This is a genomic window from Brucella pseudogrignonensis (assembly GCF_031454375.1).
GTDB lineage: Bacteria > Pseudomonadota > Alphaproteobacteria > Rhizobiales > Rhizobiaceae > Brucella > Brucella pseudogrignonensis_A.
This window is the reverse complement of sequence record NZ_JAVDQT010000004.1, coordinates 278,518-294,240: the sequence shown is the minus strand read 5'-3', so window position 1 is coordinate 294,240 and position 15,723 is coordinate 278,518. Positions and strand designations below refer to the sequence as shown.

Here is a 15,723-nt window from a genome sequence, read left to right as displayed (position 1 = left end):
TCACCCACTCTGATGCACTAAAAATATCTATCAAAAATTGAGCTTAAATAAATTATTCGGCCAAATGCAGAATAATATTCTAATTTTAACAAATTATTATAGCATTTATTGCTTGTTGAGGATTACCTTGAATGAGATTAACAAAGATTATAATCCATATTCACTCCTAAGCCTTGAAGTGCAAAAATGCCCCACCAGAAAAGCCCGATCATTTCGCTGCAGCCTTCACGGCGGCAATTTCTTAGCATGTCAGCCGGAGCTGCCGTCGCCGCTGGTTTAGGGATGACAGCATCAGGATTGCTGCTGCCAACACAGGCACGTGCTCAGGATGCGAAGCCACAAAAGGGCGGGCATCTGGTTATTGCCATGCATTCCGCTTCCAGCTCGGATCATCTCGATCCCGCATCCTACACGATGGCATATATGTACACCGTCGGCTTCCAGCTGTTTAACACGCTGCTGGAACTTGGTCCTGATGGTAAGCTCATAAGCGCTCTGGTGGAAAGCTGGGAACCAGCCAATGCTGATGCGAGCAAATGGATATTCCACCTGCGCAAGGGCGTGACCTTCCACAATGGTAAAGAGCTGACTGCGAAGGATGTGGTCTACTCACTCAATCATCATCGTGGTGATGATACAAAATCCGGCGGCAAAGGCGTGCTTCTCGCCGTCACCGATGTTGTAGCATCTGACACGCATGAAGTGACTGTTACACTCAATGCGGGGAATGTCGATTTCCCGGCAGCGTTTGTAGATTATCATCTGGGCATCGGACCTGACGGCGAAGACTTCGACAAAGGTATTGGCACCGGCGCATTCATTCTCGAAGATTTCCAGCCCGGCGTGCGCGCATTAACCCGCCGCAATCCAAACTACTGGCATCCAGATCGTGCCAATGTGGATTCCGTTGAAACCATCGCCATGGATGACACGACTGCGCGCATGGCGGCACTGATGAGCGGTCAGGCACATATCGTCAATGCTGTAGAACCACGCTTGGTCAGCCATCTGAGTGCGCGCCCTGACATCCAGATACTACGTACTCCAGAAAACTCGATGTATTGCTTCCCGATGCGCACAGATTCTGAATTGTTGAAAAACAATGATCTGCGTCTGGCGCTCAAATATGCAATCGACCGCGAAGAATTGCAGAAAAGTTTGCTGGTTGGTACCGGCGCTGTTGGCAACGATCACCCGATCCCATCATGGAACCCGCTTTATTCCAAAGATGTTCCACAGCGTGCTTATGATCCTGAAAAGGCAGCATTTCATCTGAAGAAGTCAGGCTTCTCTGGTTCAATTCCACTCAGCGTTTCGGATAACGGCTTTACCGGCTCGGCAGATGCCGCACAGCTTTATCAGGCGTCGGCTGCAAAGGCAGGCATCACGATTGATGTTGAACGCGTGCCATCCGATGGTTACTGGGATGAAGTCTGGCTGAAAAAACCGTTCGTCGCTTCTAACTGGTCAGTTCGCCCAACTGCTGACGCGATGCTTTCGATGCTGCTCCAGACTGGCGCTCCATGGAATGAAACCGGTTGGAGCAACGAGACATTTGACAAATTGCTTGCCGCATCCCGCGTTGAACTGGATGAAGCAAAGCGCAAACAGATTTATCACGATATGCAGGTTCTAATCGTGGAAGATGGCGGAGAGCTGATCCCGGTCTTTACCGATAATCTTGCTGCCGCCAGTGGCAAGGTAAAGGGTTATGTCTCCGTACCGGGTGGTGGCGATATGAGCGGTTATCGTCTGGCTGAAAAAGTCTGGCTTGACGAATAGCAGAGACCATAACGGATAGTTATCAGCTTACCATTGCATTCCCCAAACGCGATTTCGCTTTTGGGGAATGCCTATCACAAGGGTCTTGGCATTGAGGTGTCGAACGGGTAACACCGGCAGCACTTTCCCGTTCTGACCGCCTACTTCCGGACCGCCAATGACAGACGTGCCAACAGACCAGTCTTCGCGTGATACCAAGACAGCCACAATTTCGGGCCGTGGGTATTCTGCTGGCTTTTTGCGTGGCAGCTCGCTTTCGGGACTAATCTTCAAGCGCTTGTTGCTGGGCGTCATATTGCTCTGGGCTATTTCAGTTGTCATTTTTGCCGGAACACAAATATTGCCCGGCGATGTGGCCACTGCAATGCTGGGGCAACAGGCAACGCCTCAAGCCGTTGAGAATATCCGCAAAGAGCTCGGCTTAGAGCGACCGGCTGTGCAGCGCTATACGGAGTGGCTCGGCGATGCAGTTCAGGGTGATCTCGGGCGCAGCTATTCCAATCGGCAGGACATTGCGAAAAGCATAGCGCCCCGCCTGTCTAATACGCTCTATCTCGCGGCAATGGCCGCGCTGTTTGCAATACCGATTGCCCTGTTGCTGGGTATCATCTCCGTTCTATATGCAGGAACTGCGATTGATCGTAGCATCGCGGTCGCAACGCTTAGCACCATATCGCTGCCAGAGTTTTTCGTGGCCTATATTCTGATCGCCTATTTTGCCATTTCGCTTGGTCTTTTGCCATCCAGCGCCATAGTAAATCCTTCCATGAGCGGCTGGCAACGCCTGACAGCGATCGCCCTGCCCTGCATGACGCTAGTGATCGCTGTTACCGGACATATGGTGCGCATGACACGCGCATCACTTCTTGCTGTTATGTCATCACCCTATATTGAGACTGCTCAGCTCAAAGGCCTGCCACGCTGGCGCATTCTGCTCAAACATGCGCTACCTAATGCACTCTCACCTGTTATTAATGTCATCGCGCTCAACCTCGCCTATCTGGTTGTGGGTGTGGTGGTTGTTGAAGTGATCTTCGTTTATCCGGGCATGGGGCAATATATGGTGGATCACGTTTCCAAACGTGATGTGCCAGTAGTGCAGGCTTGCGGGCTCATTTTTGCAGCCGTTTACATTGGTCTTAACATTATTGCTGATGTCATCGTCATTCTGACCAATCCGCGGCTGAGGCATTCAGGATGAAAAAGCGCAACAAAAGCTCCCAGCTCTTGGCGGTGATTGGATTTGGCGGAATCGCCTTCTTTTTGTTCGTTGCAGTTTTTGCGGAATGGCTCGCGCCACATCCCATTTCGGAAGTCGTCGGCAGCGTGTGGCAGGGACCTTCTCGCGAAGCGCTGCTCGGTACCGATAATATTGGCCGTGATCTTCTGTCCCGAGTCATATGGGGCACGCGGCTTACGCTTTCTATTGCCGCAGCAGCCACAATTCTCGCATTTGTAATCGGTGTGCCACTTGGTTTTCTTGCAGCGCTCACGCGCGGCTGGCCGGATCAGGTTCTTTCGCGCGGTAACGATTTGCTGATGGCAATACCAACGCTAATTTTTGCGCTCGTCGTGCTCGCTGTTCTGCCAAAAAGTATTTTCATTCTCATTGCAGTTATTGCAGTTCTGGAAGCAACCCGTGTTTTCCGGGTCAGCCGAGCCATTGCATCCGATATTGTGGTGCTCGATTATATCGAAATCGCGCGATTGCGCGGCGAAAGCAAAAGCTGGATTATCTTCCATGAAGTCCTGCCCAATGCTTTGTCGCCGCTGTTGGCAGAGTTCGGATTGCGCTTTGTCTTTTCCATTCTGTTCCTTTCAACCCTTTCTTTTCTGGGGCTCGGTGTTCAGCCGCCGATTGCCGATTGGGGAAGTCTGGTAAAGGAAAACAAAGACGGACTGATGTTCGGCGTATTTGCTGCGCTTATTCCAGGTGGTGCTATTGCTTTGCTTGCGATCAGCGTGAACTTTGTCGTGGACTGGACTTTACAGCGCACGACAAGCCTCAAGCGAGGCACACAAAACAATGGATAATCCCAACACACAGCCGTTGCTGGAAATCACCGGCCTTCAGATTAGCTCCGATGATGGTCTTGTCGTCGATTGCGTTGATCTGACCTTGCAAAAGGGCAGCGTCCTTGGCCTGATCGGAGAATCCGGCGCGGGCAAATCAACCATTGGCCTTGCTGCCCTCGGTTTCGCACGCGGCGGACTTGAGATCACCGGCGGCACAATTACGCTCGACGGGCAAGATGTACTGTCACTTTCCCGCAAGAGCACGCAGAAACTGCGCGGCAGCAGGATCGCCTATGTCGCCCAATCGGCTGCGGCTGCGTTTAATCCGGCGCATAGACTGATTGATCAGGTCATAGAAGCCACCGTCTGGCACGGGCTGATGAAACGCGGTGAGGCTAAAGCCCGCGCTATTGAACTGTTCACGCTGCTCGGCCTGCCTGATCCGCACCGTTTTGGCGAGCGCTATCCACATCAGGTCTCGGGTGGTCAGCTTCAGCGTGCCATGACCGCCATGGCGCTTTGTGCCAGTCCTGATCTTGTGGTGTTTGATGAGCCGACGACCGCTCTTGATGTGACAACCCAGATTGAGGTGCTGATCGCTATCAAGAAAGCCATCACAACCACCGGAACAGCAGCGCTTTACATTTCGCATGATCTGGCGGTGGTGGCGCAGATTGCCGATGACATCATGGTTTTGCGCCACGGACAAATGGTGGAACAAGGGTCGGTGCGCGAAATTTTTGATGCGCCGCGCCAAGACTATACACGCCAGCTTGTGGCTGTTCGTCAAAAGGAAATCGAAGGCCGTGCAGAAAGCTCGGCTTCTCTGCTCTCCATTGCAAACATCTCAGCTGCTTATAACCCGGCGACACCGGTACTCACCGACATTACCCTCGACCTCGCAAAAGGCCAGACACTGGCTATCGTGGGAGAATCTGGTTCCGGCAAATCAACACTTGCTCGTGTTGTCAGCGGACTTCTTGAGCCCACTGCCGGAGAAATTCGTTTTGATGGCGCAGTGCTTCCAGCAAGTCTGGAACGTCGCTCAAAAGAAACGCTGCGCAATATACAGATGATCAGCCAGTTGCCCGATCTGGCTCTGAACCCTCGTCGGACCATTGCGGACATAATCAGCAGGCCATTGCAGTTCTATTTCGGAATGCCACGCGATGCACGGCGCAAATCGGTCGCTGAGTTGGTGGACCTCATAGAACTGCCAAAAAGCGTTCTCGAGCGCTATCCAGCCGAACTCTCAGGTGGTCAGAAACAGCGCGTCTGCATCGCGCGTGCGCTTGCTGCGCGTCCCAAGCTGCTTCTGTGCGATGAACCAACCTCGGCTTTAGACCCGCTTGTGGCTGAGGGAATTCTGGAACTGTTGCGTCACGTGCAAAGCGAGACAGAAACCTCATACCTCTTCATCACGCATGATCTCGCAATTGTTCGCGCTATAGCCGATAAAATCGCCGTCATGCACCGGGGATCAGTTGTGCGTTATGGCCTAAAGGCAGATGTACTCAACCCACCCTTTGACGATTATACCGCAAAGCTTCTTGCATCGGTTCCGCAGATGCAGCCAGGCTGGCTGGATGACATCATTACGCAGCGCACAGACCCTACTACTGCAGATACAATAAGGACATAAAAGCATGAGCAGCAAAACAGTCATTCTCGATGGTGGCATGGGTCGGGAATTAGAGCGTGTTGGCGCACCGTTCCGTCAGCCGGAATGGTCGGCTCTCGCGCTTATCGAAGCTCCACACTATGTCCGCGACGTGCATGACGGTTATATCGCTGCCGGCGCCGATGTTATTACCACCAACAGTTACGCAGTGGTTCCTTTTCACATTGGTGAAGAGCGTTTCGCAGCGGAAGGCCACAAACTCGCAGCTCTCTCTGGAACAATTGCACGCGAAGCAGCAGATGCAGCGATCCGTAAAGTCAAAGTTGCCGGATCACTGCCACCTGTTTTTGGATCGTATCAGCCGGAGCTTTTCAATCCAGCCCGTGCAGGTGAATTGCTTGATGTATTGGTGGAGGGACTTGCACCGTCCGTCGATCTCTGGCTTGCCGAAACCCAGAGCAGCCTCATCGAAGTTAAAGCCGCCCATGAAGCCACTCGTTCAACAGGAAAGCCGCTCTGGATTTCCTACACGCTGCGCGATGATGTTGCTCCAGAAGCCATGACGGAAGCACAGCTCCGGTCCGGTGAAACAGTCGCTGACGGTGCCCGACTTGCGGCTGAACTCGGAGCAGAAGCGCTGCTTTTCAACTGCGCAATGCCTGAAGTTATGGATGCAGCCATTCTTGCGGCAAAGCAGGTTTTTGATGAGTTGGGCAAGGATATTCCGATTGGCGTTTATGCCAATGCATTTCCATCGCAGCAGGGCGATGAAGAGGCAAACGCAACCGTCACCGAAATTCGCGCTGATCTTGATCCGAATGCCTATGGTAAATGGGCAAAGCGCTGGGTCAAAAACGGTGCGGGCATCATTGGCGGCTGTTGTGGCATCGGCACCAATCACATTCACGCATTATCCAACCAGTATCTCTGCGCATAACTAAAAGAGGGCGGCTGAAAAGCCGCCCAGTTTTTTCTAAGATAAAATACGTGCTGCTGCCAGTGAGAGTGCGATAACGCCATTGGCAATGGAACGCTCATCCGGCTGATAATCGGAATTATGCAGCTTGTCGTCGCGGCCTTCCTGTGCGGCACCAATACCTAGCTGGAACGATGGCACTCGTTCGCCAACCAATGCAAAGTCCTCAGAACCCAAGCTTCCGCCGCGCCTGAAAAACACATCACCATAATGCTCACGAATAACCGCGCCGGTCGTCTCAATCAGATAGGGATCAGACACCATCGATGGAACACCGCGTACATAGTTGATTTCGCAACGCACACGCAATGACGCTTCCAGCCCGCTACAGATACGGCGAACAGCAGCTTCAATGATGTCGCGCGCATCTCGGTCCTGACAGCGCACTGTTCCCATGATCGATACTGAATCCGGGATGATGTTGTGCGTGTGACCACCATGGATAGAACCAATGGTCAGAACGGCTGCCAGCATTGGATCAACCTCACGCGATACGATTGTTTGTAACTGCGTTATCAACTGCGCTGTAGCAACGATCGGATCTACGGCCTGATGTGGACGCGCCGCATGGCCGGAAGCCGCATGAACGGTAATATCAAACTCGTCAGATGAGCCGTTGGCCACACCTTCAACGAACGTAAACGTGCCGGTCGGTTCATCGGGATGATTGTGGAAGCCAAGCGCATAGTCGACGCCATCAAGAATGCCATCAGCGATCATGGCACGCGCGCCGCTCTCCTGCGTTTCTTCTGCCGGCTGGAACATCAGCTTGACGTTGCCGCTCAAACGCGGAGCAATATCTTTGAGAACCTTGCCAATGCCGATCAGTGTCGCGGTGTGCAGATCGTGACCACAGGCATGCATCTTACCCGGATGTAGACTCGCAAAAGGAAGTCCCGTTTGCTCTTCGATTGGCAGAGCATCCATATCAGCGCGGATGATCAAAGTCGGCCCCGGTCGGCCACCCTTAATCAGACCAACAACACCGGTCCGCCCCACGCCTGTCTGATGCTCAATGCCCAAGCTTGCCAGTTCACGCGCAACCACACCCGCGGTCCGTTCAACGTCAAATCCGGTTTCCGGATGAGCATGGATATCTCGGCGCACCTCAATCAGATGCGGTTCAATGTCATTAGTGAGGCTCTGTACAAAAGATGAAAGATCATTGAGCAGATTGGGATCAGATTGAGCGGTCATCGGTGCATCCAGTTAAATCAAGATGGATTTGCTTAAACACTCGAATGCTTACTGACCAGATTTATTATTCTATTTTGTTTGTTTCCCTTTGACGATAGCGGCCCTTCCCCTTTTTTATCTCAGCGGGAAACGCTAATCTATCAACACTCCTAAAGTTAAGTGATGTTCTGCTGTAAAGGATTTTTACAGCAGAACGCGCTCTTACCACTTTACTTTGAAGCCGACATTGCCTTTGATTGCATAGCTGTCACCGAAGTTGTTGAGGCTGGTGTTGACGAGGCCCTCACCATAGATCGAATATTTATCATCGTTCCAGTTGTAAGAACCACCAAGGCCCAATCCACCCCATACCCGATCATTGCGGCTCGTGAAGCTGCTTTCCGCAACAGTCACACGCGTGCCCTGCAGAAACTCGTAATAGAGATTAGCAATCCCATACACTCGTGTCCGATCCAGCATGCCATTGGCATTCTGCCATGAATTCTCATGATCAATCGTCAGACCAAGACGACCCTGCAAGCTTTCCCCACGATCAAGGCTGACATCTGCATCAAATGCATCCGTGAATGCATCAAAATCAACATTGGAATAGGTCAGCTGTGCCTGTGGTGTCAGTGACCATGCTTCGTTGATGGCAAAGCGCTGCCCACCTTCCAGTGATAAAGCATAGCCAAAGCCATGATTGTTATCGGTGAGGCCTGTATTGGCAGTCGTTGAGTGAAGATCACTGCGATACCACGTCACCTGACCCTGACCATCAAGGTAAAAGCCATTTTCGCCATACCAGGTGAGCGTTCCGCCAAGACCATAGCCGTCTGTGCGGATATCGCCATCGCCATGGGCTGAATTGGTTTTCGTCTTGCCATGGGCATAATGCACCGTGAAGCCGCCAATCAGCTTGCCGTTTTCGGTCTCCGTCAGCATGCCATCAATACCAGCCTGCATTTTGAAGACATTCTGGTTGTAATTGGTATCAGAAGTAGAAAAGCGCGGTTCCATATGGTTATGCGAACCTTCTATGCGGCCCCAGACGCCATTGCCGTTGATTGCAGCACCAGCTTCATCAGGGGCGGCATAAGGCGAGCCAATCGCATCAGCGCCCTGTGCGACCACACGATTGCCATTGCCCGACCAGACACGGTTGCCGGTACGCTGCTGCAACGTTGCGACACCATTCAGGCCAAGCAGAGCCTGCGGATAGGCTTCATAAACCGGAACTCCAGCCTGATACAGTGGTTCTGGCTCAACGGGGTCCACAGGGTCAGGATTAACCGGATCAACCGGGTCGACTGGGTCTACGGGATCAACCGGGTCAATCGGATCGACAGGATCGACAGGATCAGTCGGTTGAAACTGCGAACGTAAATACCAGTTGCCGTCCGTTGGATCTGATGAGACGCCCTTGAACAGCGAATACGCATATTCACCGCCGACCACCACTTCCTGGCCTGATCTGGTTTTATAATCACCAATCAGACTAAATTGCCCATCCGATACGCCGCCCACCTCAATGATTCTAATACCGTTGACGGTTTGCGCACCTGTTCCGCCAGCATTGGTGACCCGAATACTGCTTTCGCCGGTAGAATCCCCCTCTATAACAAGCTTATCTGTTTCTGAGTTATCATCTCCAAGCTTAGTATTGAGCACAAGCAAGGTACCATCAGATGTGAAGTCATTTTTAATCGTGAGCGTTTTAAAGCCACCATTCTGCGGCGACAAGAAAGCGACCACACCAGAACTATCAAGGCTGTTGAGGGCTGATGAACCTGTCAATTGCCACGCGCTGGCCGCATCAAGCGATAACCGGTCAAGTACAGTGCCCGTTTCACTCACACGAAAAGCACCTGTTAGCAGAGTGCCTTTAAGCAGGTTAAAGTCCACCTTACCGCTGGCAACAACGATGTCACCCTCCAGTGCTGATCCAACAGCATTTACACTCACTGTTCCGACTTCCATCGGAACTACATCGCTACCGCCTGTGTAGTTATAAACGTCACTCGAGAATAAAACATGGTCATCGCCACTGCCAATGACGCGTGTATTCTCAAAATTAAACGTATTTTCAAAACCTCCACGAACCAACACAGCGGCACCGTTCGAAGAGGTGATTTTTGAGTTTTTAACATCAATTGTGTTGGTATGTTGCGGCAAGCTGGTCATGTTATCAGGGGGATTATAACCGACCGTATATATGCCTGCAGCATCATTACCTGAGGTTGTTATCGTCGTATCAGATATAGTCGCTGCAGATCCAAACGTCAGGGCCACACCATGAGCATTTTCACCCTCGGTTGTGATGGATGTACCTTCTGACAGAACAATTCGACCCGTCTGGTGACTACGTGCGCCAATTGCACCTTCGCCAAGCGTGTTGATAGTCAATTGCCTGCCATCAATCGTGGAGCCTGTAGTTGCCACAAGACCGTAAGCATTGGTGCCTTCTGTCGTGATCTTTGTTGTATTAACCGTCACAAATGAGCCAGGCCAAGTTGCGCTTCCGCCATTACCAGCCGTGACGCCATGACCAGAATTACCATAAGTATGGATATTACTGCGGCTTATAGCCGAGCGGACGTGGATGTTTTCAACGCCACTCGCGTATTTACCATGCGTGATAATATCGACATTATCTACTTGTATTTTAACTATGCGAATATCACTAATGTCAGCCACAGCGTTAATACCGTGACCATATTCGCTCTGGGTTTCAATACGACCATTGCTCAGAAAAACATTACTTTTAGAGTTGGCATTAACGCCGTAATTATACGCAATAATTTCAAAATTATTGGCTGTAAGCGAACCATTCATCACTCTGATACCATGCCCAGAATGAACAACAATTTTTGTATCCTCGATCAACGTCGTGGAGCGCGTTGATGAGGCCTTTCCCTCCGCCGATATCCCCATTGTGTTAGCTTCAATGCTGCTTCCTTTGAGCAACAAGTGGGATTCACCAATTGTTAATATTCCATAACCCAATTTACCAATGCTTTTTATCTCGATATTTTGCAAATCAAGCGTCGCGCCGTCACCAGACAAATACGCCCCGCGCGCGTCTTCTCCTGCCGCCTCAATGATTGATTTTTTGCCATCAACGCCGACAATTGTAACGATACTCGGAGCATACACATTCGACGATTCAATATGCAAAGCGTCTGCGGCATACCCCTCACTGCGTATATCAACTTCCGAACCTGTGACTGTAAGGCTTCCGTTAGATATCCAAACCGCATAAGCACCCTGATCCGGACGGTTGACAGTTGTGTGCGCTATAAATTCGGAATCGACAACAACGCGCTCTTCGCCACTTAAAATACGTATCTGATCCGCCGCGCCCAACGAGGTGGTAGCAACAAGCGCAAATACAGAAACACCGATTAAAAATACTGACTTGTGCCAGTTTAAGCGTCCTTGAATTACACTCTTACCTGAATACGACATAAACCGCCCTCTTGACCGAAAAACCGCCATGCCCAAAAGAAACGCCACGTATAAATATTACCACACCCATTAGCAGTATATGTGAGTAGTAATTACTGACCTGCGTCTCGTAAAGATTAGTCGACTGGGCGGATACCTGCTTTATCCAACAGAAGGAATCTATGTAAATATTCATAAAAAGCATTGTATAAAAGTTCAATAAATTTTAGAAAAAAACGATATATTAGACGATATATAAACCTCAGTTAATTTTTCTAAATAAACAGATACCTTCGAATGAAAGAGCTATCCGGATAAAATCTTATGCTGCCGCCCGGCGAAATGCAGCAGGCGTCATACCAACACAACGTTTGAAAAGATTGGCAAAGTGAGCCTGATCGGAAAAGCCGCAAATAAAGCCAATATCCATAAGTGGCAGCGATGAAGACGCAAGCAACTGCTTCGCTTTACTAACCCTCAAACGAATAATATGTTGGTGTGGCGTCATATCCATTGTGCTCTTGAACCGCTGATAAAATGTCGTTCGGCCCATAGCGCACAACGACGCGAGTTCGTCGATTTGGATTTCTCGTCCTAAATGCTCAATCGCATAGTCATCGATCCTCAACAGGTGCTTGTCTGTAAGCTCACTACGCGGTGCTTCTGATTTAACCGCAAATTTTGACAATATATCCGCGCATAAATCGCGTGACATAGAGTCAATCTCAAGCCGCGATAGATTGGGAGACACTGTCAAAAGTTGCTTTATCGAGCGGACAAACCAACTGATGCTCGCACTTTTTCTTCCGAAGACATCAGAAAATGAAAGACTGTTTACATCCAAATCAAAGAGTTCATTTGCAACTTCGTGCAGCAACTCAGGTCTAAGAAAAATGTGTACGGCTTCAGTTTCGTTGCCAATAATACAATCTACTGACATCTGAGGATCGGCTATACATATAGAAAATGCAGGAACTATTGCACGTTCTCTCCGTCCTGAAATTATACGAAATACCTCAGTATCTCGTAATGCCATCGTCAACCAAAAAAACGGAATGGGCCGGTGGTGGGTCGAGTGCGGCTCTTCAATTGTATGTGCAGCAAAAATATTACGCCAGCTATGCCGCTGACTACTCCGAACCGTTTTTATTTCTTTCGAAACAAATAACGAAGTCTCCTGACCAAGAAGAGCTTTTTTTGTGATTGACGTTGGGCTTTCCAGTAAAATAATAGCCCCTCCCCCTTTTTGAGCGCCATTAGATATTCTCGGAATTTTTCAAAATAACAAGCCAAAAAAATTGAAAAGCGCCATATATACTACGTTTTATTCAAATTATTCGTATATTCGGTTTTTAAGCACCAATATAACGGACCTTTACACAGCGATAATCTCTTATTTCATGCCATCAAAATGAACAAACAGCCTCGCTGGCCAGCAACAGCCCGGAGGATTTTCCGACTTGATTGAGTCATTGTCATCCTAAAAACGGCGTTAGAATATAGCAGGGTTTATGGGACCCAACTTGGTAACTCTAAAATATAATAATTGTAGCGAAACTACACGATAAACATATGCAGAATGATTGCAGCTCGCGCCGAAAAAGATAATAATCTCAATTCAGAATACTGCATAAATGGTTGGACTATGAAGCTCGACAAAATTGACATCAGAATTTTATCCGAGATGCAAAAAAACGGACGGATAACCAATGTCGAACTCGCGGAGCTCGTCAATCTGTCTCCCAGCCCATGCCTGATGCGGGTAAAAAAGCTTCAATCTGAAGGCTACATCACGGGTTATTCGGCGCAGATCAATGTGTCAAAGCTCGGTCAGACACTCACAGTATTCACCGAAGTCACGCTCAAGAACCACCGGCAAATAGATTTTGCGCGTTTTCTGGCGACAGTTGAGAAGATCGATTCCGTTATCGAGTGCCATCTTGTATCTGGCGGCTACGATTATCTGGTGAAATTTGTTACGGCTGGAATTGCCGAATATCAGACGATCATGGAACGTCTGATTGATATGGATGTCGGCATCGACAAATATTTCAGTTTCGTCGTACTTAAATCACCGATTGTAAAATCACATCTCCCACTCGACGTGATGTTTACGGAACAAGGCTAAAACATACCACTGAACAGTGGGGACTGGCTCCCACTGTTCAGAGTGCTTCGTAAAACTCAGCTTTTGGTAAACTGACGCACAAGTTCAGGGTCTTGCTGTAAGCCATCGAGCCAGCCGGTGTCGAGTTTTGGCACCGAAGAGAACAACAGCCGCGAATACGGGTGGCTGGCGGCGGCACCCATCATATCAGGGCTGAGTTGCTCGACCTTCTTGCCTGCATACATAACCACAACTTCATCACAGATTGCGCGGACCGTGGAGAGGTCGTGACTGATGAAAAGGTAAGACAGCGATAACTCGCGTTGCAGTTCTTTCAACAGATCGATAATGGCCGCAGCGACGACCGTATCCAGCGCCGATGTGATTTCATCGCAGATAATCATCTTAGGGTCAGCGGCCAAAGCGCGTGCAAGATTGATGCGCTGTTTCTGCCCGCCGGAAAGCTCGCCCGGTCTACGGTAGCGCATATTGCGCGGTATCCGCACCATATCGAGCAGTTGGTCGACCCTTGCTTCGCGGCTTTTTTTGTCCATGCCATGATAGAATGACAGTGGACGCGCCAGAATTTCAGCAATTGATTTCGTCGGATTGAGAGCCGTATCGGCGAACTGGAACACAATCTGCAATTCGCGCAATTGATCGCGACTGCGATGACGCAGATCGCTTGGCATTTCCTTGCCTTCAAACACGATCTTACCGCTCGCGGCAGGCAAAATGCCTGCAATCACCCGCGCAAGCGTGGACTTGCCGCAGCCAGACTCTCCGATAATCCCAAGATTCTGCCCGCGTGAGAGTTCAAGGCTGACATGATCGACTGCGATCATAGCCGGCTGGCCGGATTTACCGACCATACCATAACCAGCCACAACACTATCCACGACGAGTAGCGGCGTAGGCTTTTCTATCACAGCGGCTTCTGGTCGTGTATGAAGCACAGGCTCGAAGGCCGCCAAAAGTTCTTTGGTGTAGGGATGCTGCGGGTTGTGCAATATCTCTTGCGTAGAGCCGACTTCCTGAACTTCACCGCCCTTAAGCACGACAATTCGATCCGCGATCTGCGCAACCACCGCCAAATCATGCGAGACGTAAACGCCTGCGATATGCTTCTTTTTCATCACCGATTTGAAAGCACGAAGCACTTCAATCTGGGTCGTTACATCCAGCGCTGTTGTCGGCTCATCGAAGATCACAAGCTTTGGGTCACCAATAAGAGCCATGGCCGCTGAAAGGCGCTGCAACTGCCCACCAGAGACCTGATGCGGGTAGCGATCGCCGATTGTCTCAGGGTTGGGCAGAGCCAATGCTTTGAACAGCTCAATGGCTTTCCTGCGCGCTTCCTCCTTGGATATCAGCTTGTGGATTTTGGTCACTTCAATGACCTGATCCATAATGCGATGCGCGGGATTGAAGGATGCCGCTGCACTTTGCGGCACATAAGAGACTTCAGTGCCGCGCTTCTTTGAGCGTTTACGCTCCGATAGCTTGACAATATCCTGACCGCCAACAGCAATACTACCATCCACAATACGGCAGCCCGGACGAGTATAACCCATCAATGTCAATGCAATGGTTGTCTTACCAGAACCGCTTTCGCCAATCAGCGCAACAATTTCACCTTCTGCTATTTGAAAACTCACATCGCGGATGATCTCGACGTTGCGGCCAGAGTCAGTCTTGGCATCCACGCGAAGGTTCTTGATCTCAACAAGATTGCTCATTCATTCGCTCCTGTCGCGGATCTTCTGCGGGAGATTGTCAATCAGCAGATTAACGCTGATGGTAAGGCTCGCAATCGCAATCGATGGGAACACGACCGCAGGCGCTGCAAAGGACAGCCCGCCGATGTTTTCTTTAACCAGTGCGCCCCAGTCTGCAAATGGTGGCTGAACGCCCAAACCAAGAAACGACATGCTCGACAACAACAACACGATAAACACAAAGCGCAGACCAAAATCAGCCAACACAGGTCCAATAATGCCGGGCAGAATTTCCGAACGGATGAGATAGCCGATCTTCTCGCCACGTGCGCGGGCAACCGTCACATAATCCATCGTGTTAATGTTGATCGCCAGCGCGCGCGCAAAGCGATAGCTGCCAGGTGTGTAGATCACAGCCATGGTAATGATCAAGATAGGTATAGATGAACCAACGCCTGCAACGATAACCAATGCGAGAATTTTGCTTGGGATGGATGTTAACGCATCAAGAAAACGGCTGAGTGCTGAGTCAAACCAGCCACCAATGACAGCTGCTGTCATACCGAGTGTCACGCCAAAAAAACATGCCAAAAACACGGCAGCAAGAGAAATACCGACTGTGAAACGTGCGCCGTAAATAATACGCGAAAGCATATCACGGCCGAGGTAATCTGTACCCAGCGGGAATTGCGCGCTCATTGGCCCGAAAAAGTCAAAATCAACAATCTCGCCAATCGGATGCGGCGCGATCCACGGTGCAAAGATTGCAACAACTGCCCATCCAAAAATAATCAGAAAGGAAACAGCGCCAACCAGATTAACCCGATAGCCGAAACGCGGGGACTTTGCTTTTCGCTGATTTGAAACGGAAGCAGTCATG

General features: G+C 50.2%; 11 protein-coding genes. 6 read left to right on the top strand and 5 right to left on the bottom strand.

Annotated elements, in window-relative coordinates; translation table 11 throughout:
* Window positions 1-186 precede the first annotated feature (186 nt).
* From J2782_RS14560 to J2782_RS14540, 5 genes are all read left to right on the top strand, one after another.
* Window positions 187-1,782: an ABC transporter substrate-binding protein gene (locus tag J2782_RS14560; protein ID WP_310013794.1), complete on the top strand. Its 1,596-nt coding sequence runs from the start codon at window positions 187-189 to the stop codon at window positions 1,780-1,782.
* A 157-nt stretch (window positions 1,783-1,939) separates the two neighbouring features.
* A complete protein-coding gene (locus J2782_RS14555; protein ID WP_310013793.1) occupies window positions 1,940-2,983 on the top strand; it encodes an ABC transporter permease in 1,044 nt (347 codons plus the stop codon).
* Window positions 2,980-3,816: an ABC transporter permease gene (locus J2782_RS14550; RefSeq protein ID WP_310013792.1), complete on the top strand. Its 837-nt coding sequence runs from the start codon at window positions 2,980-2,982 to the stop codon at window positions 3,814-3,816. The genes J2782_RS14555 and J2782_RS14550 overlap by 4 nt, the downstream gene beginning before the upstream one ends.
* Entirely contained in the window at window positions 3,809-5,440 is a 1,632-nt protein-coding gene (locus tag J2782_RS14545) for an ABC transporter ATP-binding protein (protein WP_310013790.1), read from the top strand. Before J2782_RS14550 ends, J2782_RS14545 begins: the two co-directional genes overlap by 8 nt.
* Window positions 5,441-5,444: 4 nt before the next feature.
* Window positions 5,445-6,356: a homocysteine S-methyltransferase family protein gene (locus J2782_RS14540; RefSeq protein WP_310013787.1), complete on the top strand. Its 912-nt coding sequence runs from the start codon at window positions 5,445-5,447 to the stop codon at window positions 6,354-6,356.
* Window positions 6,357-6,392: 36 nt separating this feature from the next.
* Here the strand turns inward: J2782_RS14540 and J2782_RS14535 are convergent, their stop codons facing one another.
* The 3 genes from J2782_RS14535 to J2782_RS14525 form a co-directional block, all read right to left on the bottom strand.
* Window positions 6,393-7,592, bottom strand: coding sequence for a M20 metallopeptidase family protein (locus J2782_RS14535; RefSeq protein ID WP_310013785.1), 1,200 nt, complete (start codon window positions 7,590-7,592; stop codon window positions 6,393-6,395).
* A 201-nt stretch (window positions 7,593-7,793) separates the two neighbouring features.
* Complete coding sequence (locus tag J2782_RS14530; protein ID WP_310013783.1) at window positions 7,794-11,039, bottom strand: autotransporter family protein; 3,246 nt, start codon at window positions 11,037-11,039, stop codon at window positions 7,794-7,796.
* Window positions 11,040-11,340: 301 nt separating this feature from the next.
* Complete coding sequence (locus tag J2782_RS14525) at window positions 11,341-11,958, bottom strand: helix-turn-helix domain-containing protein (protein ID WP_310013781.1); 618 nt, start codon at window positions 11,956-11,958, stop codon at window positions 11,341-11,343.
* Window positions 11,959-12,663: 705 nt separating this feature from the next.
* Between J2782_RS14525 and J2782_RS14520 the strand changes: the two genes are divergently transcribed.
* Complete coding sequence (locus tag J2782_RS14520; RefSeq protein WP_310013779.1) at window positions 12,664-13,146, top strand: Lrp/AsnC family transcriptional regulator; 483 nt, start codon at window positions 12,664-12,666, stop codon at window positions 13,144-13,146.
* Window positions 13,147-13,202: 56 nt separating this feature from the next.
* Here the strand turns inward: J2782_RS14520 and J2782_RS14515 are convergent, their stop codons facing one another.
* Both J2782_RS14515 and J2782_RS14510 read right to left on the bottom strand, forming a co-directional pair.
* Complete coding sequence (locus J2782_RS14515) at window positions 13,203-14,864, bottom strand: ABC transporter ATP-binding protein (RefSeq protein ID WP_310013777.1); 1,662 nt, start codon at window positions 14,862-14,864, stop codon at window positions 13,203-13,205.
* The gene (locus J2782_RS14510; RefSeq protein ID WP_310013774.1) at window positions 14,865-15,722 is read right to left on the bottom strand and encodes an ABC transporter permease; all 858 of its coding nucleotides are present in this window, start codon (window positions 15,720-15,722) and stop codon (window positions 14,865-14,867) included.
* Window position 15,723 lies beyond the last annotated feature (1 nt).

Bases quoted from the DNA above. Each gene is read 5' to 3' on its own strand.
- J2782_RS14560 (WP_310013794.1), top strand. From the start codon at position 187: ATGCCCCACCAGAAAAGCCCGATCATTTCGCTGCAGCCTTCACGGCGG.
- J2782_RS14555 (WP_310013793.1), top strand. From the start codon at position 1,940: ATGACAGACGTGCCAACAGACCAGTCTTCGCGTGATACCAAGACAGCC.
- J2782_RS14550 (WP_310013792.1), top strand. From the start codon at position 2,980: ATGAAAAAGCGCAACAAAAGCTCCCAGCTCTTGGCGGTGATTGGATTT.
- J2782_RS14545 (WP_310013790.1), top strand. From the start codon at position 3,809: ATGGATAATCCCAACACACAGCCGTTGCTGGAAATCACCGGCCTTCAG.
- J2782_RS14540 (WP_310013787.1), top strand. From the start codon at position 5,445: ATGAGCAGCAAAACAGTCATTCTCGATGGTGGCATGGGTCGGGAATTA.
- J2782_RS14535 (WP_310013785.1), bottom strand. From the start codon at position 7,592: ATGACCGCTCAATCTGATCCCAATCTGCTCAATGATCTTTCATCTTTT.
- J2782_RS14530 (WP_310013783.1), bottom strand. From the start codon at position 11,039: ATGTCGTATTCAGGTAAGAGTGTAATTCAAGGACGCTTAAACTGGCAC.
- J2782_RS14525 (WP_310013781.1), bottom strand. From the start codon at position 11,958: ATGTCAGTAGATTGTATTATTGGCAACGAAACTGAAGCCGTACACATT.
- J2782_RS14520 (WP_310013779.1), top strand. From the start codon at position 12,664: ATGAAGCTCGACAAAATTGACATCAGAATTTTATCCGAGATGCAAAAA.
- J2782_RS14515 (WP_310013777.1), bottom strand. From the start codon at position 14,864: ATGAGCAATCTTGTTGAGATCAAGAACCTTCGCGTGGATGCCAAGACT.
- J2782_RS14510 (WP_310013774.1), bottom strand. From the start codon at position 15,722: ATGACTGCTTCCGTTTCAAATCAGCGAAAAGCAAAGTCCCCGCGTTTC.